The sequence below is a fragment of the Roseibium sp. genome, assembly GCF_051016195.1.
Taxonomy (GTDB): domain Bacteria; phylum Pseudomonadota; class Alphaproteobacteria; order Rhizobiales; family Stappiaceae; genus Roseibium.
Genome location: NZ_CP134616.1, coordinates 5,306,331 through 5,329,883 on the forward strand (window position 1 = coordinate 5,306,331; position 23,553 = coordinate 5,329,883).

Consider the following 23,553-nt stretch of genomic DNA (forward strand, 5'->3'; position numbering starts at 1 on the left):
AGACCGGATGTCGCATTGCGATGCTGTTCTTCCGCAGGTGACAAGTCAATCCGCTTGCTATATACAGTCATTTGCAGTCAATTCTCCGAAAGATGACATACCGCATGACCGAGTGGAATCCCGACCTGAAAGGCAGCAACGCTCCGCGTTACATTGCCATTGCCGACAGCATTGCAGCCGACCTTGCCAACGGCAGACTGTCACCCGGCGACAGGCTTCCGGCACAGCGCCAGTTGGCGAAATCCCTGGGCCTTGATTTCACGACAGTCGCACGTGGATACACCGAAGCAAGACGGCGCGGTCTGCTGGCGTCTCATGTCGGCAGCGGCACGTTCGTGACGGATCCCGCATTCACCTCGTTCGGAGACCGCTCCGAAGCCGGACCTGCGCGCACCAGCCCGCCCGATTTTTCCATGAACCTGCCGCCAGAGCCGACTGATCACGCGCTCGCCGCCAAAATGCAGGCGGGATACAGTGCGCTTTCTGCAGATCTCATGCCTTTGCTGCGCTACCAGACCCTCGAGGCGTGCGAGCAGGATCAACGCGCTGCCGCCCGCTGGCTTGAAGGGACCGGCCTCTCGCCCGAACCATCACAGATCCTGTTCGCATCCGGTGCTCAGGCAGCGCTGAGCCATATCCTCGCGGCGATCACGGAACCGGGCGATCAAGTCGCCTGCGAGGACGTGACGTATCCCGGCATTCGCTCGCTTGCAGCCCAACTTGGACTGGAGTTGATCGGACTGGATACCGATTACGCAGGCGTTGTTCCCGATGGTCTGCAATCCGCGGTCGGGACAGGCCGCCTGAAAGCGCTCTATCTCAACCCGACAATTCAAAACCCGACGACAAAAACAATTCCGTATCATCGGCGGAAGGAACTCGTCTCCATTGCGGAAAAGTGGGGCATCCCAATTCTCGAAGACGATGCTTATGGGCAGCTTTGCCGCAAGGCTCCCCTTCCTTTTGCTGCTCTTTCACCCGGATCGACATGGTATATCGGCTCCCTTTCCAAGACACTCGGTGCCGGATTGCGGCTGGCCTACGTTGTTGCGCCGAACCCGGGAGCGCGCTGGCAATTCTCACGCGCCGTCCGTACATCGCAGGTCATGCCCTCCCCGATCATGACAGCCCTTGCGACCCGCTGGATCGAAGATGGGACCGCCTCTCTTCTCCTGGATCATATCCGCACCGAAAGTGCGGAGCGTCAGAGGCTCGCAGCAGAACATTTGCGAAATCAGAATCTTCTGTCAGATCCCGAGGGGTTTCACCTGTGGTTGGAACTTTCCAATGGCTGGACCCGCTCCGCCCTGGTCAGCCAACTGCGCAACCTGCCTATCGGGATCACGGAGGCTGACGCATTCACGGTCTCAGGAAAGCCGGCTGAACGTGTCCGGATAGGCCTTGGAGGTCCGGCAGACCGGTTGCAGCTGAGCCAGGCCCTTGAAGTCCTCGCCCAGACACTTGACGCATCGCCGGCGCGGTCTTCCGTCTACTTCTGACGTTGAAACATCCCCGGATGATCGGGTCATGCCGGCCAATTTGCCGCAGCGACTCTCCTTGACTATGGCCGTCAATATCTTATTTTGATTGCATTCAATTACGGTCATTCTTTTAATGACCGCAAATCAACAGATGCGCAAGACCCCTTCTCAGGACATATTCAGGACTGGAAAGCAGATGAACACGAACCGAACCTGGCCGAAGCTTTCACCGATCCAGACAGGCATCCGGGGACGCTGCCCGCGCTGTGGCGAAGGCAAGGTTTTTGACGGATTTCTGAAGCTCAAGCCAGGCTGCAACCACTGCGGCCTTGATTACAGCTTCGCAGATCCTGCCGACGGACCCGCATTCTTCGTGATCTGTTTCGGCTGCGTACCTGCGGTCGCCTTCGCCATCTGGCTGGAGATCGCGTTCACCGCCCCTTACTGGGTGCATCTGATCACGACCCTGCCGCTGATCCTCCTCACCTGTATCCCGATGCTGAGACCACTGAAGGGATGGCTTATCTCCAGCCAGTATTTCTACAAGGCCGAGGAAGGAAGGCTTGTGACAGCCGACGACGACACGCCGCAAACCCAGCCGTGATATCCGGGAGCCCCAAACCTGTGCTCACGTCTGGCAAGGCAGCGCATTCCCCCGGGATGCGCTGTCATTCCTTTAACAGCCTCAGGAACAGACAAATCCGCCGTCATCGGTTGGTCGGCACCCTTCGGGCCAGCCCATGAGTTTCCAGTACTTCATCAGCCCGATCTCTTCGGCAATACGCACAAACTCCGGTGTGGCGCCAACTTCCGTGATTATGTTCCAGGGCACGGTGAAGAGCTTCTGTCTGGAGCCAACATCTTCGGCATCATACTCAAATAGGCGCAACGCCATGTCCGCACCGCCGACGGAAAAGGCCAGTCCGTAGCCAAAAAATCCGTGATCCCTGTATTTTGAGTAAAGATCCTCCGGCGGCAGGCGGCTCGTGTCGGACACAAGCTCGGACACCTCGTTCAGCAATGCCTCTGTGCAGTTTTCGCAGGCTTCGACGATCGGCAAAACCGACTCCAGATCCCCTCTCAGGCTGAAGTAATCCAGAAAAATCCTCAATATCATCGGCCTCAAGGATGCGTTCTTGAAGAACAGATCTGAGAACCCGTCGACGTTCGTGCGACCGGACTTGACGTATTCATTTATGAAAACATTGTTGAATATCTGGAAATCATTCAAGGGATCTAGAGCCACATACCGCGCGGCGATTTCTTCCGCTTCCTTGAACTTGCCGACACTGTAGAGCAAAGCGGTATAGGGGAGCACCACAGGCACGTAGAACGGATCCTTGGCCACCGTGCTTCTGAACTGCGTCTCCGCTGCCACCCACTGAAGATCCCGCAAATACATGTTGCCGACGGCGAGCCGGACGATCGGTTGTGTCGGAGCTAGTTCCTGTGCCCTCAGCGCCGCCCGCTTTGCCTTGCGATAGAGCAGGTTCGGCCGGATGGGGCGACCGTTAATTTCATCGAGATGGTTCGGAATTCTCTCATACGCGAGCGACAATGCGGCCCACGCGGCCGCAAAGTCAGGCGCCAGGTCCACTGCCTGGAGAAGAAGTGCCTCTGCTTTGAGCAGCGCTTTTCCGCGCTGCGCAAGCAACGGAAGGCTCTTCAGAAAGTTTTCGTAGGCTTCGGGGTTTTCCGTTCGTTGCGCTTCCAGGGCCCGGGCTTCAATCTTGAGCGGTGTCGCCAGCGCAGCGCCGATTGCAAGGCCGATCGCTTCCTGTGTCTCGAACAGATCTGTCTTGCCGGCATTGTAGGTGTTCGACCAGATGAGAAATCCATCCGACGTCCTGATCAGATTGGCCTCAATGCGGATCTTGTCTCCACTTTCGCGAACCACACCCTCTACAAGATACTCAACGTGCAGAGTTTCTCCGATCTCACGCGGATCAACAGCGGTGTCTTCGAATTGGAATGACGAGTTGATGCCCGGCATCTGGAACATTCCGGTTTGTGCCAGAACACTGATCAATTCGATTGTGAGCCCTTTTCTGAAATCGCTGCCTTCGTTGCCAAGGCCGGTAAATGGCAGGACCGCGATCGAAGGCCGATTGGCCGTTTCCCCGGATGGCAAGGCATCGGCGCCCCTGGAAGTCACGTCCTGCTGCACTGGCGTCCCCTCGAAGAAATCCAAAGGGACGTATTGACGCCCAGTCATCAGGATAATCACGACAATGCCGATCATCACCGCGTAATCGACACCGATTTTGGCCTTGTCAGGTGTTTCCGTCGACGATGCCTTTGACGTGCGCTGCAACCCTTTTTCACCGAGTTCGAATGCCCAGGTGATCGTGCAGACAATGAAAAAACCGAGAGCCAGTAGAACCGCGACAAGCGATGCGCTCCATTCCGGAAGATTCAGGGCGGGCTGTAAGGCGCCAACGACCTGCATGCAAAGCCATGAAACGACGATGTAGAGACCGGCGACACGCACAACGTTTCTGCGCCGCAACTCGTACAGAAACGAAAACACGGATTGGTGCTCGTCGGGCTCAGCGCCGTCGGCTTCCGGTATCGCTATCGTTTGCGGCTCGCTCGTTCCCGTGTTTATAGATTGCGCAGGCACCGGCATACGAGGCTCGGACCCGACGATCGCTGACGCGGAGTCTGCTCCGGTGGCTGTTGCGCCGTTTGTTTGCCCGGTCTGCTTCGTCTCCAGTTCGAAATCCGGACCACTCCGATCCCAATCGATGCGGTTCAGTTTCAAATAGTCCTTCAGGTTGACTGCAGCGTAGTAAAACCCCATCAGCTTGAGCTCGGGCGCAATCCTTTTGTGCGCAAAGTTGAGCCCGGCCGCGACGCGCGCAAGCAGTGCCTGGTTTTCCATATAGGCAAGGCGTTCGACCTCGTTTGTCTCAATCCAGCCGTCGATGCCCTGCCTCAGCGAATTCACCAGATCAATCAAGCCAATGTCGTCCGTTCGCAGCGGCGGCTGCTCATCGAGGTTTGGAAAGCGGCACAGGTTCGATATCAGCGCGCTCCAATCCGATGCCGAAGCGCTTCCGCGTTGGTTTACGAGTAGCGCAAGCTCAAAATAGGCGTGATCAAAGAAAAGGAACTGCCTGCTCTGGTAATGCGCGAGGTCAATCAGGAAGTAATTGTTCTGGTCGTCCGACCTGCTGTCGACAAGTAGATTGAGGCCGTGAAAGTCGCCATGGCAATGGCCGATCGCGCCGCGCAATTCCAGTCGCTCTGGCAGATCGGCCCTGCCCTCGGCGAAAAAGAGCGGGTTAGGCAGCCAATGTCCGTTGCAGCTGAATGTCGGGATCGCGTATGGCAGACCGCAGATCTCTTCGACAAACCTGTGAATGCCTCCTCCCTGCTCAGGGTTCAACCGGAAACCCAGCCAGGATCGAAGCAGGTCCTCCGGCGGTCGCACATCCCCGTCGAGCCGGTAATCCGAATTCCAGTCGTGTAATAGCTCTTTCGAGACTGTTTGAAGAACTGCGATTTGCCGCTCGTGCGAGCATTCGGTCAGCGGGATTGCATTTTCAAGGCGCCGTCCAGCGACCGTGGACAGGATCGCCAGTTGTTCGTCTTGAACGGTTGCGTGGATAACGCGTGGAAGGTGTCTGTCTGCAAATTCAGGCGCATCCGAGATGGCTTGCGCGTGCAGAAAAGCCTCATGCTCGTCTTCAAATGCGGGGTCCGGGGCATTGTCCAGTTTGAGGATCGCCAGACCCTCGAACGCTTCCGTGGTGATGTCAACCAGATATACAAGTGCGCCCGACTTGCCACCGCTCAGCCGGCGATTAAGATATATTCCCTCCTGCACCTGCCACGCATCCTGCAGATGAGGCAAAAGGGCACCGTAAGAGCTCGGCCACTCATTGTTCCGCTTGGTGGCATCCCGCTGATCTGTCGTTATCAGAACAAGACCCTCTTACGATGATTGGGCGTTTCGGTCGGTGGCGCGCGTTACATGTTAACAATATTTGCCCTTTGGGCAATTTCAAGTACCGGAGTGCATCAATTGTTTGCACTGTTTGATTCAATGAGAGGATACTGTGAAATTGACTGTAAAGGAAAGTTACAAACCGGACGTTCAAGCGGTCTTCGCAGAACGCTGCACCTCGGTCATTCTCTTTCGGCCAGCCTGATCCACACAGCCGTGTCATGAAACGCTGCACCGCCATAGGGAGCGACAGGGTCGGCGCCGGTCAAGGTATTGATGCCCCTGCCATCCTCGAACGCCGCATTTGGCCAGATGCCCTCGGAGATCAGCGTACCGCGCGCAACTGTTTCCACGTGACGGGCATGAAGTGTGACAACACCGCGCGCGTTGCCCATCTCGACCTTAGCGCCATCCTCGATGCCGAAACTGGCCGCATCATCCGGTCTGATCCAGGCTTCCGGCCGCCCCTCCTTCTTGAGTGAAGTTTGTGTTTCGTTGAAGGTGGAATTGAGAAAGGACCGCGCCGGTGATGTCGCAAGACGGAACGGGTGTTCCCGATCCGCCAGTTCGATCGCGTCCCATTGGTCCGGGAACTCGGGCATATCCGCGAATGGTCCGAAGACGGTCTCGCCGTCAGGTTTGTTGGGAGCTGCCGTATTTCCCCAGTCGGGCCTGAACCGAAACTTACCGTCAGCGTGAGCGAACCCGTTCAGAAAGTGCGACGTTTCGAAGTCGGGCTGCAGGTCGCGCCACTTCTCCGCCTCAAGATCCGACAGGGTGCCGTAGCCGGATTTCTGAAGCATCCATTCAATGTGTTCGCGCGCACTCATCTCGAAACCCGGATGAGACTTTGAGTCAACGCGCTTTGCGATCTCGTTGATAACAAATATGTTTTCTTTTGGACCTTCAGGCGGCTCAACAGCCTTGGGACCGAGCGACAGGTACTGGTGACCGCCGCCCTTGTAGATATCGTCATGTTCCAGAAACTGGGTCGCCGGCAAGACGATATCCGCCATTTTCGCGGTCTCGGTCAGGAACTGCTCGTGAACAACCGTGAAGAGATCCTCACGTGCAAAGCCCTTTTTGACAAGCTCCTGTTCGGGCGCGACCGAAACGGGATTGGTATTCTGGATCAGCATTGCCTTCACCGGAGGGCCGCCGAGCAGTGCGTCTTCGTTTCCCGTCAGGATCCGGCCGATCATGCTCTGATCGAGCGCCCGCACCTTGGTGTCCTTGAGCGAGGTTGCCTCGATCATTTCCTTGTTGAGCTGGTAAATGGCGCCATTGTTGTGAAAGGCCCCGCCGCCTTCGTACTGCCAGCAACCGGTGACACAGGCGATGGATGCCGCGGCATGCATTGCGACAGCGCCATTGCGCTGACGGGTGAAGCCATAGCCGAGCCGGAAGAACGTCTTTTTGGTCTCACCGATCAGCGCGGCAACTTCCTCGATCCGCACAGCTTCAAGTCCGGTAATGGATGCGGCCCATTCCGGCGTCCGCGTCTCGAGATGGGCCTCGAACTCCTCCGGACAGTCCGTGTACGCCTTGAGATAGTCACGGTCCGCATGCCCATCGCGAAAGAGCACATGCATGATCGCGCAGGCAAGCGCGGCGTCCGTTCCCGGTTTCAGCACCAGGCCGATATCGGCCTGTTTCATGGTTTCGGTCTCGTAGACGTCGACAACGATGATGCGCGCGCCACGTTTCTTGCGCGCGGCGACGACATGGGTCATCACGTTGACCTGTGTCGCAACGGGATTGGTTCCCCAGATGACAATCTGGTCCGAAAGAGCCATTTCGCGCGGATCGGGCCCAGCCAGCCGTCCGGTTCCCGCAATGAAGCCGGTCCAGGCCATGTTGGTGCAAAAGCTGTCGAACTGACGCGAATAGCCCTTTGCGTGGCGCAGACGGTGTATGCTGTCCCGCTGCACCTGTCCCATCGTTCCGGCGTAATAGTACGGCCAGATGCTTTCAGCCCCGAACTCGGCTTCGGCCGCGAGGAACTTCTGCGCGGTCAGATCCAGCGCTTCGTCCCATGAAATCTCTTCAAAACGCCCCTCGCCTTTTGCACCGACACGCCGCAACGGGTTGATCAGACGTTCCGGATGGTAGAGCCGCTCCGGGTAGCGCGCGACCTTGGCGCAGACCACACCGGCGGTATACGTGTTTTCCTTGGCGCCGTTCAGCCGCCGGATATCGCCGTGCGGATAGAAGTGAACCTCCACGGCACAGGCTGAAGGGCAATCGTGCGGACAGGTGGAAAACGTGCTTTTCGGCGGTGACTGGTTCATTGATTATCCATTCGGCTCTGTGCGATCTGGCAGGCAGACCTCTCCTGACCTAATGAATAGCAAAGAAGGCGCCGTCAAGCGCCTCCCTTTTCAATCCTTCGCCCGCAGATGCCTCAGCTTCCACTGCAGGGCGCTCGTCCTCCGGGTCCGCCTCGCTGCTGACGCGGTCCGCGCTGACCGCGCTGCGGTGGCGGACCGCCGGGCCGCAGGCGCGGTGGGGGACCGCCCTGGACCTTGATCAAAGGCGCGGCATCCAGATCGCCGACTGCAGCGAAATCGTGGTCGGGCGCGTTGCTTTCAGGCAGCGGTTCACCACGTCGCTGCCCCCGACCCTTGAGCCTTGTGAAACTTTGATCCGGATTGCCCATCCAGCACCGGGGAATGAACGGAAAGGTATCCGTGAGCACATAGTGATAGGTCCCGTCCGGATATTCGGGGGTCGCGGCGAAACGGCCATTGCAGCGGTCGAGATCGCCGGCTCCGTTCACATATGCCCAGTCCTGCGTGAACTTGCCGTTGTAGCGTCCGCCCGGTCCATCCGGCCTGTTGCCGTTTTTGATCCGATAGCTGCTCTTGAGCTTCTTCACCGGAGATTTCCCGGCAGGATCGGAGTATCCGTACTGACCGTATATCGGAAAGCCGTCTGCGGCGTAGCCGATCATCGCGGGAACGGACCGTCCACCAGTGTCGGAAACAACCCCGGTCGGGATGCCGTGGTAGTGATAGGTGCCGTTTGGCTGAACATGCGCGTTGTACTTGTCGAGGCCGAGTTTGCAGGCGCCGCCGAGCGCTTCATAGTTCCAGCCTGAGCGACGGTCGTTCTGCCAGAATTCCGCTGTTCCCGGATCCATGACGACCCCATTGATCGCGATCCCGAAAACGGATCCTTGCGCATCCCTCGGCTCGGCAGTCTTTTGCGGATTGAGCGGAACCTTCAAATTGTAGTTCTTCTTCGCGATGGCGTGGGGATTGTTACGGTTCGGGAACTTCCCGGGCGGTTTGTTGGGATAGCCATTGGCGTGAATGCGCCTGCTGTCTCCCTGAACCGTGATGTCGGCACTTGCCTTTGCCTGAGGCAGGAGCAAATCCCAGATTTCATCCGTCAGATGGATATGTTCAATCGGTTCCTCTCCGCCGATTGGCGCTCCACCGTCGTGAGCCGCGGCCTGTGACGCCAAGAGCGCGCTTGCTAGCGCAAGACGTAAACGCATGCTTTCTTTCTCCAGATCCAATGCCACGACCTGGACAGTATGGCCGGTTCAACCAGGGCGTGCTGTCGCCTTTTGGTATGAATGTGTAACGGGATGTATCAGGAGAGCGTTTCAAAACGAAAAAAGCCGGTCCAACAGGACCGGCTTTTCAAGTCTGTTCGCAGCGCTGTGCGGGCTCAGCCGACCAGTTCGGTGCCGGAGAACCAGAAGGCGATCTCGACGGCTGCGGTTTCCGGTGCATCGGAACCGTGAACGGAGTTTTCGCCGATGGACAGCGCGAATTCCTTGCGGATCGTGCCTTCAGCAGCTTCAGCCGGATTGGTCGCACCCATGACTTCGCGGTTCTTGGCAATCGCGTTTTCACCTTCCAGAACCTGAACAACCGTCGGACCGGAGGACATGAATTCCGTCAATTCGCCGAAGAACGGACGTTCCTTGTGAACTGCGTAGAAGGCTTCAGCTTCACGCAGTGACATCCAAACGCGGCGGGACGCGACAACGCGCAGTCCTGCTTCTTCGAGCTTTGCGGTGATGGCACCGGTCAGGTTCCGCTTCGTCGCGTCCGGCTTGATCATGGAAAACGTGCGTTCAATCGCCATGGTTTCGTCTTTCTCGTTTCAAAAGGAGCCGACGCCATGCCGGTCCAAAATTTCATAGTTTTCGCGGCCTTAATAGCGGCGCTGCGCCTGAGCCGCAAGGGGCACGCCCATGACATTTTTTTGGCGTTCGCAACACGCCTGCGACCCGCAATGGAACTGGAATTGCCCGGAGACTCTGCCTAGGGTACGGACTCATAACTGAAGCCGATTTGGTGGCAGAAATGGCAAGATCTCGGGAGGAAGCGTGCGCAGAGCGGGCTTTTTGCCCGGTCAAGCGCGGTGACGCTGCGAGGTACAGCCATTTTGCCGTCCTTCGGATTTGGCCGTTTTGGCCATCTGCCACGTCGCGAAAGGCTTGAAAATGAACCACATTTCCTGCGCTTTCGCTTCTCGCAGCTGGTCAAAACGATCCAAACCAAATTGACTTCGGCTATGAGACCGTACCCTCGTCTGAGAAACACGGCTTGCGGACCGTTTTCGCATCGCCGATGAATTTCGACAGAACCTGAACCGGCAGGACAAAACACGTGAGAAACCCAGATACCTTGCTGGCTGCGATCTGCTTGTCGATTGCAGTGAGCCTCGGGGCCCTTCAACCGGATGCGGCAACTGCCGACGATGCCTCCAGGTTCAAAGATCTGACATCGGAGTTCCAGGCTTTGCCTGAGGAAGAACAGGCCGAATTGCTCGACTTTGTCGCCGGCAACACGGTGTTCGTGACCTACCACGAGGCCGGACACATGCTCGTTTCCGAGTTGGAACTCCCGGTCCTGGCTCAAGAGGAGGACGCGGTCGACAACCTGGCCACGGTCTCCATGCTGGCCGCCGATACGGAGGACATGGACGTCTATCTCACGCACGCGATGACCGGCTGGTTTCTCATGTCGGAAGAGGACACCGACGCCCTGGTCTTTTACGGAGAGCACGATCTCGACCAGCAGCGCGGATATCGCATGCTGTGCCTGATGGTAGGCGCCGACGAGGACGCGTTCATCGATCTTGCCGAAGATCTCGAGCTTCCGGAGGACCGCATTGAAAGCTGCGCTCTCGACTTTGAACAGGCCGCCGATTCCTGGGAATACGTGACCGAGCCTTACGTGCGGGAGGAAGATACGGCGGCCGGAAGGATCAAGGTTGTCCACGAGGATGCACCGGCAAGTCTCGCATTCCTGGCCACGTTTCTCAAAGACGAGAAAATCCTGGAGACGATCGCCGCTGAGTTCGATACGTTTTACGAATTGCCGGAGAATGTCACCTTCCGCGCTGCGCTTTGCCGGGAAGACAACGCATTCTGGGACGTGGACACGCGGGAAGTCATCATCTGCCACGAACTGCTGGGTGGGTTTGCCGAGCTCTACCTCGACATGATTTCAGAAGACGGCTGAGCCTTTTTCCGGAACACGCCCGGAGCGTCGCCGAACTGACGGCGGAATTCCCGGTAGAAATTGGACCGGGTCAGGAACCCGACCTGTTCGTGGATCCGGGTGACCGGGGCCGTGGTCTCCGTCAACAGTCTTGCAGCTTCCTCCAGCCGCACCTGATTGACAAACTGACTGACATTTACACCGGCCACATCATTGATCGCAATCGACAGGTCCCGGTCCGGCACCCCCGTGCGCCGGGCAAGGCGCGTGAGCGTCAACCCTGGGTCCGCGTAGAGCCCCTGTTCGATCAGGATCGCTCTGGCCTTGTCCGTGAGCGCCTTGTTTTCCTCGTCCTCAACGATCTTTTTTCCGGCCTTGCGGCGCGGCACACCCTGGCGCGCGACAAAGACAGAGACACCGAGCGCGGTCACGATGAAAGCAAGACTCGCATAGGAGATCACGAGCGATGCCGTCTCCTCCATCTGCTGGGTGAAAAGCATTGCAATCCAAAGATCCGTCGCGATCGTGGCGAGCATTATAAGGACGGCAACGGCAAGGAGCTTGTGAACGAAGCGTGCCTGTCCGGTCGATGCCTGCGACAAGCGGTCCGGTCCCCCTGCCCAGAGCCGAACCAGCAGAAAACAGTAGACCGAGAAACACAAAGCAATCAGGCCATCCACGAAGCCGGGAACCGGAAGCGGAAACAGCATCGCGAGCGTCAGGACAGCGGCAACAGACCCGTTCCGGATGATTGACCGCGGTATCGCGCTTTCCGGAAAAGCAAGAGCCGCAAAACCAAGATAGAGAGACGGTGCGATCCAGACAGGCAGGCTCCGCTGCAATGCGACGAAGTCGACAAACCCGTAAGCAAATCGCAGCCCGACCAATGCCGCTTCAACAAAAAGCAGACCAAAGAACACACCGAACAGCATCATGGAAGACCGCGGCAGACCGCGCCAGAAAAGGACCGACAGGCCCAGACCCAGGAAGACTGCAGCGAGCAAAAACGAAACCGGGATGCTGATCATGTCATCGCCCGCCGAAAAAACACTTTGTTCGACCTGTCCTTTATCACGATTAAGGACAGGACAGCGGCCTTCCGGCGATTGTCAACACCTTCCATGCAAACACATTTTGACAACGAGCCAACCCGAAAAGGAGGTCGTTGAAAAATGCCCGCGTCAAATTCGTTCATGGCAAGCGCGCCGCGAACCATAAGCATTCTCGTTTTTTGCCTGCTGTTTTTTGCAATCCCACGGGAGGCCGATGCATCCTATGATCTGCCTTACGGACCGGGCGTAACGGAGTTGACCGTCGTCGACGCGCGCGCGGACCGCCCGCTCTCCGGCACTGTCTGGTACCCGACCTCAACGCCAGAGAAGTTTCAAAGGGCGGACAAGAGCAAGGTCTGGCAGATGGCAGACGCGGATCCGGATGGAAGTGCCGCATCCGGCTCTTTTCCGCTGCTCGTTGTTTCCCACGGAATGTACGGCAACACGCTCAATCAGGCATGGCTGGGCTCCGCCCTTGCGCGCCATGGCTTTGTCGTGGCGATGGTCGATCACCCTGGCACAAGTACCTTCCTGCGCGATGCCGATCAGGCACGCGAACTGTGGGAGCGGCCGGTGGATTTGTCTCGGTTGATCACGTTCCTGCTCGAACGGAGCGCGCTGGCGGATCGCATCGACCGGAGCAGAATATTTGCGGCGGGCCATTCCCTCGGCGGCTATACCGTCCTGCTTCTGGCTGGCGCGGAATTCGATACCGGTCTTTATGAAAGCCTGTGCGCAAGAGACGGAACAAACGTCGTCTGTCCGGTTCTGAAAGGCTGGTCTGTCGCGGAAACCGACGCGGACCGGCATGAAATGGAACTTTCGCGGATGGACAGGCGCGTGCGCAAGGTCGTCAGCATGGATCTTGGCGGCACGCCAGTATTTTCGCCAAAAAGCCTCGGTCAGGTTCGAACTCCCGTTCTGGTTCTGGGTTCCGGGCGCGCGGACATGCTCGATCAGGATCTCGAGTCGCGCATGCTTGCCTCGCTCCTGCCAAGGACAGTGATGCAGCACGTTGAACTCGCCGATGCGGGGCATTTCGACTTCATGGGCGTTTGCAAGCCGGAAGGTTTTGCAATTCTCAAGGAACACGAGCCAGGTGACGAGATCGTCTGTCTCAAGGGCGGTACCGAAAGAGAGGCGCAGCACCAGCGTATTCTTGCGGAGATACTGGGATTTCTGGGTGCGCAGTGACCCTCGTCATAAGGGCGCGGCGCGGCAGAACCGCGCCGCCAGGCTGTTTCTGCGACCTTTCCCCTTGCATCCGCTGCGATGCTCCGCCAAACATCCGGCCATGTTGCAGATTTCTGACCTTACCTACCGGATCGCTGATCGCCTTTTGATCGACAGGGCGAGCGTCACATTGCCCGGAAAATCCAAAACCGGCCTTGTTGGCCGGAACGGCGCCGGCAAGTCGACACTGTTCAAGATCATAACTGGCGACCTTTCCGTCGAGACCGGATCGGTGCAAATCCCGAAACGCGCCCGCATCGGTCAGGTTGCCCAGGAAGCTCCGGGCACGGAAGACACACTCATGGAAGTCGTTCTGGCGGCGGACGGGGAACGAAGCCGATTGCTCGCAGATGCGGAAACGGAAACCGACCCTGACCGGATCGCGGAAATTCACACCAGGTTGGCGGACATCGGCGCTCATACCGCCGAGGCGCGCGCGGGCTCCATCCTGGCGGGACTGGGTTTTGATGCCGACGCGCAGCAGCGTCCGTGTTCATCCTTTTCCGGCGGCTGGCGCATGCGCGTAGCTCTTGCCGCAGTCCTGTTCTCCGAACCCGACCTTCTGCTCCTGGACGAGCCGACAAACTACCTCGACCTTGAAGGCACGCTCTGGCTTGAAAACTACGTTGCGCGCTATCCGCATCAGGTGCTCTTGATCTCCCACGATCGCGATCTCCTGAACAAGGCCGTGGACAGCATCGTTCATCTGGAGCGCGGAAAACTGACCTATTACTCCGGCGGCTATGACAGTTTCGACCGCCAGCGGCGCGAGGCGATGGTGCTGGCGGAAAAGGCGAAGGAGAAACGGGACGCGCAACGCAAGCACATGCAGGCTTTCGTCGACCGTTTTCGCTACAAGGCGAGCAAAGCGCGACAGGCGCAGTCGCGTCTGAAGATGCTAGAAAAACTGCAGCCGATCACTGCGCTGACAGAAGAAAGCGGCAAACCGATCCAGTTTCCCGACCCCGGTGCACAACTCGCCCCCCCGATCATGAAGCTGGAGGGCGTTTCGACCGGATACGGCGATACCAAAATCCTGTCGAGGCTGACACTGAACATCGACACGGATGACCGCATCGCGCTGCTCGGTGCCAACGGAAACGGCAAGTCGACCTTCGCCAAACTGATCTCCGGACGGCTCGGCGCCATGGACGGAGACATCACGAAGGCAACAAAACTCAAGATCGCCTTCTTTGCGCAGCACCAGCTCGATGAACTGCGTCCCGCCGAAAGCGCCGTTGCACATGTCAGGACGCTCATGACGGACGCGCCCGAAGCGAAGGTCCGTGCCAGGGTTGCCCGCTTCGGCCTGCCCACCGACCGGATGGACACGCCCGCAAAGGATCTCTCGGGAGGTGAGAAAGCCCGTCTGCTTCTCGGCCTTGCGACATTCGACGGCCCGCATCTTCTGATACTCGATGAACCGACGAACCACCTCGACATCGACAGCCGTGAAGCGCTGGTGATGGCCCTGAACGATTACCGCGGAGCGGTTATCCTGATCAGCCACGACAGGCATCTCGTCGAGGCCTGCGCCGACAGGCTGTGGCTGGTCGCCGACGGCAAGGTTGCGCCCTTTGACGGGGATATGGAGGACTACCGCCGGCTGATCCTGCAAGGCCCGGAAGCGGTACAAAAGGCCAGAACCCGCGCCGAGGAAGAAGCCGAACGGGCGTCTGCGCAGGCCAAGCGACGGGAGGCCGCCCAGAAGCGCAGTCTGCTGAAACCGCTGAAACAGAAAATTGACGCGGCAGAGAAGGAAATGGCGCGCCTGCAGGAGAAGATCGGCAAGCTGGACGATGCGCTGTCGGACCCGGAGTTTTTCCAGCGGGAACCGGACCGGGCCACGAAGTTTGCCAAGGAACGCGCTTACTGCGAGAAAAAACTGGTCAAGACCGAAGAGGAATGGCTGGAGCTTTCTGCAGAATTCGAAGAGGCCGGGTAAACGGAGAGCGTTTCCTGCCGATTCGCCGCCTTTTGTGACCGCCCCATTCAGGAACCCCGAGACCTTTTTCCAAATTCAAAGAAACCTGAATCCAAGGCTCGAACGGCTCAACTCGCTCAAGCGAAACTACAACGCCTATATCAACTCCAATGATCCGCATCTTGCATCGGTCGTGGCATTTGTCGGGGCGTCGATAGAGTTCCAGAAAGCTTCGGAAACCCTGGAAATGTTATCCAAAGATCTGGATGCGGCGCGCGATACTTTGCTGGGTTTGATCGACAAGACACGTTTGCCGGCTGATTTCGACATCTCTGGTCTGTCGACGCAGGAAATCGCCGACAAGGTCGCCCAGCAGATCACCGACCTTGAGACCCAGATTTCACAGCTTGAGTCACTGGATGACACCGATCTTCCTGATGATGCGGTTCCGGTGAGTGATCAGATTGAAGCTCTGCAATCGCAGATCGATGCCTTGAACGGCGTCGTTGAGAGCCAGACTTTCGCCGATCTGCAAGATGCGGAAAATGAACTTGCAGACGCAGAAACAAACGTCGCCGGGCTTGAAGACAGCGTTTCGGACGAGGCCCTGAGGGACGCACTTGCCGGGATGATCAATGACAATCGCGTCGATGCGATCGACGATGAAATGGTCGATTGGGCAAGAGAGATCCTTGACGGCAAGACCGAAGAATTCCGAAACGCAACGGAAGACCCGGCAGCGGCCGACACTCCGGTCGACGGTCCGGATCAGACGGCTGCGCTGCCCGCGGGCAACGCACCGACCGAGGATGACCTCCGGTTCAATCGGGTCAATTGACAGCGACGATCCGTCCACTTGGCCTAGTTTGCAGGGGTCCCGCGCCTCTGCAATTCACCTAGGCCTTCTTCTCCCAACCGCCTGATGACGTCTGCTGCCAATAGGCGATCTCGAAGCCTTCGGACTTCGCGTCCTTCCACCTCAATCGCGCCTCGGTAAGGGCGGCCTCATCGTTGCCGTCGAACATGTATATCGCGCGCTTGTAACCACCCAGAGCGGGCGGTTCGGCCCTGTCCACAAGGAAACGCACGTCAGCCTCGTTCGGATTGTCCTGTTGAGACGTGAGGTAAATCGGCTGCTGCTCCGCATAACCGTCCGTCTTCGTGCCGTGGGGCAGAAAACTGTCGTCGGAAAAGGTCCACAAATGAGCGTCCAGCGCATTGCAGCGCTCTTCGCTTCCGGTCTGCACGACAACCTTCCAGTCCCGTTCCAGGCACTTGAGCAGCAGTTGCGGCAAAGCCGTCTCAAGCGGCTTGTGCAACAAATGATAGAACATCACTTCAACGCCCATTGCCTCGCTCCAAACCAAACCCTGCCAGCTTTTTCTTTTGCACAGGTTATCTAGTCGCACCGGCAAAACTGATGCGCGCCTGCAACAGCCTCCCGGACAAATTCGTGTCGTCGCACATGCGGCGTAGACAGGCCGCAAGACCTGTATCATTAACCCTTCGCAAATGTCGATTGACTAGTGTTCGTTCCCGGGAGCGATCCAAGGATCATTGCTGGGTGGCCGGTGTCCGGTGGTCCCGAACCGGCCAAAGAGGGGATTTTGTGAATGATTGCACGCGTATTTGTGTTTTGTGCGCTGGTTGCTGTTGTTGCCGGAGCAACGCTTGGAATGGGAATGCTTGTCGAGCCGGCAACCGCCTGCCAGACCTACAAGACCTGCTGAGCGCACAATGAAGAACGTAAAAAAAACCCGCCTTTCCGGCGGGTTTTTTCATGTATGCGAAGACGTGCGCCTCAGCTTTCGTAGTGGTCGGCAACAAGCTGGTTGAGAAGACGGACACCATAACCGGATGCCCAGCCCTGGCTGATGTCGTCCTTGGGAGCACCGAAGGCCGTTCCGGCCACATCAAGGTGCGCCCATGGCACATCATTGACAAACCTCTGCAGGAACTGAGCCGCCGTCACCGACCCTGCCCAGCGGCCGCCAGTGTTCTTTACGTCTGCATTCGGCGTGTCGATGATCTTGTCGTATTCCTTTGAAAGCGGCAGGCGCCAGAGCGGTTCACCGCTTGCGCCGGCTGAGGAAAGAAGCTTTTCGGCGAGATCGTCATCGTTGGAGAACAGGCCGGCGTTCAGATTGCCAAGGGCCACAAGAACAGCGCCGGTCAGCGTTGCAAGATCGATCATGATGGCAGGCTTGTACTTCTGCTGGGTATACCAGAGCGCATCCGCCAGAACGAGACGCCCTTCCGCGTCGGTGTTCAGGATTTCAATCGTTGTGCCGGACATGGCAGTCACGATATCACCCGGCCGCTGAGCGTTGCCGTCGGGCATGTTCTCAACCAGACCAATAACACCGATCACGTTGGCTTTCGCTTTTCTGGCGGCAAGAGCATGCATGACACCGGTGACCGCGGCAGCGCCGCCCATGTCGCCTTTCATGTCCTCCATGCCACCGGATGGCTTGATGGATATGCCGCCGGTGTCGAAGACCACGCCCTTGCCAACAAAAGCGACTGGCGCAACGCCTTTCTTGCCACCGTTCCATCGCATCACCGCCAGGCGCGGTGGACGGACGGAGCCCTGCGACACACCGAGCAATGCAGCCATCTTGAGCTTCTTCATCTCCTTCTCGCCCAGGATCTCGACCTCGACACCAAGTTTTTCCAGATCCGCGGCCTTTTTTGCAAACTCGACGGGACCCAGCACATTTGCCGGTTCATTCACGAGGTCGCGCGCAAGGATGACACCATCGGCAATGGCGTCAGAAGCGCTCCAGCTTTTCCTGACCGCTTTCGTGTCCGCGACCTTCAAGGTGAGCTTGAGATCCTTCTCAGGCTCACCTGCCTTCTTCTTCGATTTGTATGTATCAAACTTGTAGGCGCGGAGTTTGGCTCCCATCGAGAACTCGGCGATGTCCGACGCTGAAAGTTCCACTTCTTCAGGCACGTCGAACAGGACTTCAGCCGCATCGGCCTTGGCTTTTTGAAGTGCGGCCAGAACCACTCCCCCAAACGCGCGCCAGTCTCCTTGCGAGACGTCCCCGGCGTTGCCGATACCGAAGACAATCAGCCGGTCCAGTGTCAGACCGGCGGGTGCCACAAGATCCAGCGTCGTCTTCTTCTTTCCGGAAAACCCGGCGATGCCCGCAGCCCGCTCCAGTCCGCCCTGCAGCCCGGACACGAGTTCCTGCGCGATGGTGCCGAGGCCAAGCTTCTCGGTAGCCAAAACAACGGCCACGCCCTTCTTGGGAGTGTCAGCTTTGGATATGGTTATCTTTGCTAGCTTGGTCATGCGTCGGTCCTTGTTCGGCTTTCGGTTGTCTTTGTGTTCGAAGGTCACGTCTGCGGGGCCTGCGACTGTGACCTGTTTAACGCAAATCATGGGGTTTTAACGACTTTTCGGCAACAGCGAACAAAATTAATGCAAATTAACCATTCTTATTTATGCGGCGTTCACCACATTACGTGTTATTCGATGACTGGGGATTTTTTCTAGTTTTTGCAAAGGGCATGTCCGGTCAGACATGAAGACGCTCGAACGGTACATTATCCGGCGGACCTTGTATGCATTCACTCTGACGATTGCAGCCATGACCGGTGTTGTTTGGGCCACGCAGGCGCTCAGGCAGCTCGATCTGGTGACATCAAAAGGCCAGACAATCGTTCAGTTTGTCGGCATTACGATGCTGGCCCTGCCCTTCCTGATCATGATCGTCGCCCCGTTTGCGCTGATGCTCGCACTGATCCTTGTTCTGAATGCTCTATCCGGTGACAGCGAGCTTATCGTCATCGACGCCAGCGGCGGTTCCAGGTTTCTTGTCCTCAAACCAGTCATGATCTTCTCCCTTGCAGTCATGCTCCTCATCGCCGGCCTGTCGCTCTACGTGGCGCCCGGGGGACTGGCTCAGCTCAGGACGGAGATTACCCGCGTCCGGGCAGATCTCGTGGCGAACATCGTCAAGCCGGGCAAGTTCATCACAGTCGAAAACGGACTCACATTTCATATCCGAAACCGGTCCGGAAACGGGACCCTCGACGGCCTTTTGCTCCACGACACACGCGACGGGGAAACGGCGTTCACATATCAGGCGGACACCGGGAACATCGTCGAGGCGGCGGATCGGACGCTGCTTGTCATGCAGAATGGAACAATTCAGCGGCGCCCCAAGCAGGAAGGCGACATCTCCATTGTCCGCTTTCAGTCTTATGCCTTTGATCTTTCTAACCTGATCCCGGAAGCGGGAGAGCCGGTTTTCAAGGCAAGTGAGCGAACTACCGCCAACCTGCTTTCGCCCGGCCGCAATGATGCCTATGCGCTGAACAACGCGGACAAGCTGGCCAAGGAACTGCACGAACGGTTCAGTCAGCCGCTCTATGCAATCGCCTTCGGTCTGATTGTCTTTGCCTTTCTCGGCAAGGCGAGAACAACCAGGCAGGGAAGAGGAAGTGCCATCGTCGGCGCCATTGCATGTTGCGTCATATTGCGGACATCCGGGTTCGGCGTGACAGCCATCGCCGGAGTTTCCAATGCTCTCCTCAGTCTGCTTTATGTCGTTCCCATCGCCGGCTCGATCCTGGCGCTGGTCTCCATTTTCAACGAACGCCGCACCCAGCCGCGCTGGCTGAGCTCCTTGCATCACGCGTTTCAGGACAGGCTGGAGGCTCTCAGTAACCGCCTCAACAACCGGCAGACCGGGGGCGCTTCATGATCCTCGGCCGCACGTTCGCGATCTATTTCTCCAATCGTTTTCTAAAGGCGATCCTCGGGCTGTTTGTGTTCGCAGCGGTGCTGATCTTTCTGTTCGACGTTCTCGAACTGGTGCGAAGAGGCGGTGACCGCGAAGGCTTCTCTGTGCTCAGAGTCTCCCTTATTTCCCTGCTTCGCGTGCCCCTGCTTCTCGAGCAGGTTATCCCCTTCACGGTGCTGTTCGGGTCGATTGCAGCGTTTGTCACGCTCAGCCGCGCGCTGGAACTCGTGGTCACGCGCGCCTCGGGCATCTCCGTCTGGCAGTTTTCCATGCCTGCGATCGTGGTCGGGATCATTCTCGGGATCATGTCCGTTACGATCTACAATCCGGCTGCGGTCTGGTTCCAGCAGAAATCCGATGAGGTTGCCGCAGGGCTCTTCGGAGCCGATCAGACGTTCCTGCTTCAGGACAGCAGCGAGGTCTGGGTCCGTCAAGATGGTCTCGATGGAGAATCGGTGCTGCTTGCCTCGCAGTTGCTGGATGGCGGAACGCGGCTTCTCGGTGTCACCGTTTTCACCTTCGACAAGGACGGCACGTTCCGGGAGCGCATCGAGGCCGACGAAGCGCGTCTTGGAGATGAAATCTGGTATCTGAACGATGCTATTGTCTATACGACGGAACAAGATCCACAGCCTTATGGGCAGTACCAGGTCAGCACATTCCTGACGGCCACCGAGGTGCGCGAAAGCATTGGTTCGCCGGAATCAATTTCGTTCTGGAACCTGCCCCGCTTCATCGAACTGGCCAGAAATGCGGGATTGCCGGCCTACAGGTACAATTTGCAATATCAGACCTTGCTCGCACGACCGCTTCTTTTGGTCGCCATGATTTTGATTGCAGCGGCAGTTTCCCTTAAAGTGTCGAGATTTGGTGGGTTGGGAACCATGATTCTGGGTGGAATCCTGTCCGGGTTCGTGCTTTACGTTCTCACCGAGCTGGCAAAGGATTTCGGGGGCGCCGGTATCGTCCCCCCTTTGGTGGCTGCATGGGCGCCCGGAGTGTTTGGAGTTCTTATGGGTTTGACAATTCTCTTGCATCAGGAGGACGGGTGAGACCGATGTCTTTGCCGCTTTTCCTGAATAAAGAGATATGGGCCAAACGGGGCAGCCTTCTGGCGGCAGCGAGTCTGCTTGCCATCACAGCCGGATTTTCACAGGTCTCACCGAGCGCACAGGCGCAAGACCTTACAAGCGGGTTGGCTGGCGATGTCGACCCGAACGAGGAAATGCTGCTGGAATCCAGGGAAATCACCTACGATTTCGACAATGATGTCATCATCGCGACTGGCGATGTCCAAGTCTACTATGACGGCAATACTGTTCAGGCGCACCAGATTGTCTTCGACCGGAAATCCAGCCAGTTGACGGCACGCGGCAATGTCATCTTCATTGAAGCGGACGGAAACGTCGTGCGCACGTCCGAGCTTACGCTGTCGGAGGATTTCGCCGAGGGGTTTGCCAACGCTCTGCAGATTGACACCACCAAGCGCACGCGGTTTCTGGCGGAAAAGGCGCGTCGTGAAGGCAACGACGTCACCACGATCGAAAACGGTGTCTACACGGTCTACACCAAACCGACGAACCCGCCGGATAAACCTCCGCTGTGGCGCGTTCGGGCTGAAAAGATCATTCACAAGCAGCAGGAAAAGATTATCCGCTTCGAAAACGCCGCGTTCGAAGTCTACGGCAAGCCGATTGCCTGGCTTCCTTATCTGTCCATGCCAGACCCGACGATCAAACGAAAATCGGGATTTCTGATACCCAGCGGCGTTGTGAATGACAAACTCGGATACGGCGTGACCATTCCGTACTACTGGGCGCTCAACCCACACTACGATCTGACGACCACGCTCACCCCGCTGACCAAGCAGGGACTATTTGGCGACGCTCAATACCGTCACAGATTCCATCATGGGCAGATCAGTTTCTCGGCAGCGGGACTGTTTCAGGCGCAGCCAAGCGAGTTTTCGACACCTCGGGCTGACGAACGCTGGCGCGGCGCGGTCAACTCGACGGCATCTTTCGATCTGAGCAGAGACTGGACCCTCGGCTGGAACGTGACCTACAAGAGCGACCGTCAGTTCTTCAAAGACTACTCCATGGCGAGCTTTGGCGGTGGGGACCCCTCCGAGATCTATTTCGAAGGCAGGAATGACCGCAATCTGCTGTCGGTCAAAGCCTATGCCTTCCAGATTTCGCAGGAAGATTATGAGGACAGCGATTTCGATGCGAACGGCTTCTCGCCTGTCGGAAGTTCGCTTCAGGACAAACAGCCGCTCGTTCTGCCGGTGATAGACTACGACTACGTGTTCGCTGATCCGATCCTGGCCGGCGAATTGTCGCTTGCCGCCAATTTCACCTCCCTGACGCGCGACGAAACCGACGCGTTTTCGATCGACGGCGGGACAACCGCGAGGTTCCGCGGTGTGGATGGTACGTTCTCGCGTCTTTCCCTGCAGGGAGACTGGCGGCGCACATTCATCGACCCGCTTGGGCAGTCCTTCACGCCGTTCGCCTACATGCGCGGTGATCTCTTCTTCCTCGCGTCGCCGGACTCCGATGTCACTGCGCTGGCCGGGGAAAGCTTCGTTGGCCGCGCGATGCCGGCCGTCGGACTTGAATACCGGTATCCGATCATCGCCGCATTCGAAGGCGGCAACCAGGTTTTCGAACCCATCGCCCAGATTGTCGCGCGCCCGAACGAACAGAGGATCGGCGAATTACCGAACGACGATGCGCAAAGCATCGTGTTCGATACGACCACTTTGTTCGACTACGACAAGTTTTCCGGTTTCGACCGCGCCGAGGGCGGCACCCGCCTAAATGTCGGTCTGAACTACAAGCTGCAGCTCAACAGCGGCTACTACCTGAGCGGCCTGTTTGGGCGCTCGTATCAGTTGGCCGGTGAAAACTCCTACGCAACGCCGGACATTCTCGGGGCCACCGAGGACTCCGGCCTGGCAACAACGCTGTCCGACTATGTCGGCAGCCTCTATCTGGATACGCAATACGGCGTCAAAGTCGGAGCCCAGGCACGGTTCGACAGGGAAGACTTCTCCGTCAATCGTCTTCAGGCCCAGGCGAGCGCGATCTACGGACCTGTGGTCTCTTCGCTCGCCTACGCCTTTCTGGGTGAGCAACCCGATGTGGGGATTGATTCCCCGCGTGAGGAAATCCTCGGCTCTGCAAGCCTGCGTCTCCAGGAAAACTGGCGAGTATTCGGTTCGATGCGATACGACATCGAGAACTCGAACATTGTCCAGGACGGTGTCGGCCTCGGATATGATGACGAGGGCTTTTCGTTCTCCGTGTCTTATGCTGAGGACCGCAGCCGAAATGACGGTGACTCGGTCAACCGTACGCTCTATTTCCGGATCGGCCTGAGAACGATCGGCAACACCCAGGTTTCAAGCGGCGCGCTCAACTAGTGCGGTGAAACTGAAGTTCGTTCGAAGCCCGCTGCAAAATGGGTCGAACTTCAGATTCACCTGACTAGTCCGGCCGCGCATTGAAACGGTTTACAGTTACGAAAAATACTGCGGTTCACGAGATTATGTCCGCATAAGATTTCGCGAGACATTTTGCTGCCATGAATTCAGGCATCATGCAGGTATTATTTTGAATTTGCGCCCCTTATATGCGAGAAAGCAAACCACAATAACACTAACTTCGGTTTGGCTGTGGGCCAAC

Annotated in this window: 16 protein-coding genes; 9 read left to right on the plus strand and 7 right to left on the minus strand. The window is 57.7% G+C overall.

Going from position 1 to position 23,553, the window contains the following annotated elements; all coding sequences use genetic code 11:
* The first annotated feature begins 104 nt into the window (after positions 1-104).
* Positions 105-1,499 (plus strand): PLP-dependent aminotransferase family protein, encoded by a 1,395-nt coding sequence (locus RDA78_RS24155; RefSeq protein ID WP_434052313.1) that lies wholly within the window; start codon positions 105-107, stop codon positions 1,497-1,499.
* Positions 1,500-1,677: 178 nt separating this feature from the next.
* On the plus strand, positions 1,678-2,085 hold the full coding sequence (locus RDA78_RS24160) for a DUF983 domain-containing protein (protein ID WP_434052314.1): 408 nt from the start codon (positions 1,678-1,680) through the stop codon (positions 2,083-2,085).
* A gap of 81 nt (positions 2,086-2,166) precedes the next feature.
* Here the strand turns inward: RDA78_RS24160 and RDA78_RS24165 are convergent, their stop codons facing one another.
* The 4 genes from RDA78_RS24165 to ndk form a co-directional block, all read right to left on the minus strand.
* Positions 2,167-5,313, minus strand: a complete 3,147-nt coding sequence (locus RDA78_RS24165; protein ID WP_434052315.1) for a hypothetical protein — start codon at positions 5,311-5,313, stop codon at positions 2,167-2,169.
* Positions 5,314-5,615: 302 nt separating this feature from the next.
* Positions 5,616-7,724, minus strand: coding sequence for a molybdopterin-containing oxidoreductase family protein (locus tag RDA78_RS24170; RefSeq protein WP_434052316.1), 2,109 nt, complete (start codon positions 7,722-7,724; stop codon positions 5,616-5,618).
* Positions 7,725-7,837: 113 nt separating this feature from the next.
* A complete protein-coding gene (locus RDA78_RS24175; protein ID WP_434052317.1) occupies positions 7,838-8,935 on the minus strand; it encodes a YHYH protein in 1,098 nt (365 codons plus the stop codon).
* Positions 8,936-9,111: 176 nt separating this feature from the next.
* Positions 9,112-9,534: a nucleoside-diphosphate kinase gene (gene ndk, locus RDA78_RS24180; RefSeq protein ID WP_421982610.1), complete on the minus strand. Its 423-nt coding sequence runs from the start codon at positions 9,532-9,534 to the stop codon at positions 9,112-9,114.
* 527 nt (positions 9,535-10,061) lie between these two features.
* Here ndk and RDA78_RS24185 point away from each other — a divergent pair.
* Positions 10,062-10,919: a DUF4344 domain-containing metallopeptidase gene (locus RDA78_RS24185; RefSeq protein ID WP_434052318.1), complete on the plus strand. Its 858-nt coding sequence runs from the start codon at positions 10,062-10,064 to the stop codon at positions 10,917-10,919.
* Here RDA78_RS24185 and RDA78_RS24190 read toward each other — a convergent pair.
* Positions 10,889-11,926, minus strand: a complete 1,038-nt coding sequence (locus RDA78_RS24190) for a helix-turn-helix domain-containing protein (RefSeq protein WP_434052319.1) — start codon at positions 11,924-11,926, stop codon at positions 10,889-10,891. The genes RDA78_RS24185 and RDA78_RS24190 overlap by 31 nt on opposite strands.
* A gap of 144 nt (positions 11,927-12,070) precedes the next feature.
* Here RDA78_RS24190 and RDA78_RS24195 point away from each other — a divergent pair, with 144 nt between their 5' ends.
* From RDA78_RS24195 to RDA78_RS24205, 3 genes are all read left to right on the plus strand, one after another.
* Positions 12,071-13,144, plus strand: coding sequence for an alpha/beta hydrolase family protein (locus tag RDA78_RS24195; protein ID WP_434052320.1), 1,074 nt, complete (start codon positions 12,071-12,073; stop codon positions 13,142-13,144).
* Positions 13,145-13,244: 100 nt separating this feature from the next.
* Entirely contained in the window at positions 13,245-15,128 is a 1,884-nt protein-coding gene (locus RDA78_RS24200) for an ABC-F family ATP-binding cassette domain-containing protein (RefSeq protein WP_434052321.1), read from the plus strand.
* Between the two features lie 34 nt (positions 15,129-15,162).
* The gene (locus tag RDA78_RS24205) at positions 15,163-15,945 is read left to right on the plus strand and encodes a hypothetical protein (RefSeq protein WP_434052322.1); all 783 of its coding nucleotides are present in this window, start codon (positions 15,163-15,165) and stop codon (positions 15,943-15,945) included.
* A 58-nt stretch (positions 15,946-16,003) separates the two neighbouring features.
* Here the strand turns inward: RDA78_RS24205 and RDA78_RS24210 are convergent, their stop codons facing one another.
* Both RDA78_RS24210 and RDA78_RS24215 read right to left on the minus strand, forming a co-directional pair.
* Positions 16,004-16,456, minus strand: a complete 453-nt coding sequence (locus RDA78_RS24210) for a DNA polymerase III subunit chi (protein WP_434052323.1) — start codon at positions 16,454-16,456, stop codon at positions 16,004-16,006.
* Positions 16,457-16,908: 452 nt separating this feature from the next.
* Positions 16,909-18,408 carry a leucyl aminopeptidase gene (locus RDA78_RS24215; RefSeq protein ID WP_434052324.1) on the minus strand — a complete coding sequence of 500 codons (1,500 nt, stop codon included), beginning with the start codon at positions 18,406-18,408 and terminating at the stop codon, positions 16,909-16,911.
* Positions 18,409-18,706: 298 nt separating this feature from the next.
* On the opposite strand from RDA78_RS24215, the gene RDA78_RS24220 reads away from it, so the two are divergent.
* Genes RDA78_RS24220 through RDA78_RS24230 form a run of 3 tightly spaced genes read left to right on the plus strand, consistent with a single transcriptional unit; the run spans position 18,707 to position 23,291 of the window.
* Complete coding sequence (locus RDA78_RS24220; RefSeq protein ID WP_434052325.1) at positions 18,707-19,825, plus strand: LptF/LptG family permease; 1,119 nt, start codon at positions 18,707-18,709, stop codon at positions 19,823-19,825.
* A complete protein-coding gene (lptG, locus tag RDA78_RS24225) occupies positions 19,822-20,916 on the plus strand; it encodes an LPS export ABC transporter permease LptG (protein WP_434052326.1) in 1,095 nt (364 codons plus the stop codon). The genes RDA78_RS24220 and lptG overlap by 4 nt, the downstream gene beginning before the upstream one ends.
* Before the next feature lie 5 nt (positions 20,917-20,921).
* Positions 20,922-23,291, plus strand: a complete 2,370-nt coding sequence (locus RDA78_RS24230) for an LPS-assembly protein LptD (RefSeq protein ID WP_434052327.1) — start codon at positions 20,922-20,924, stop codon at positions 23,289-23,291.
* Positions 23,292-23,553: the final 262 nt, after the last annotated feature.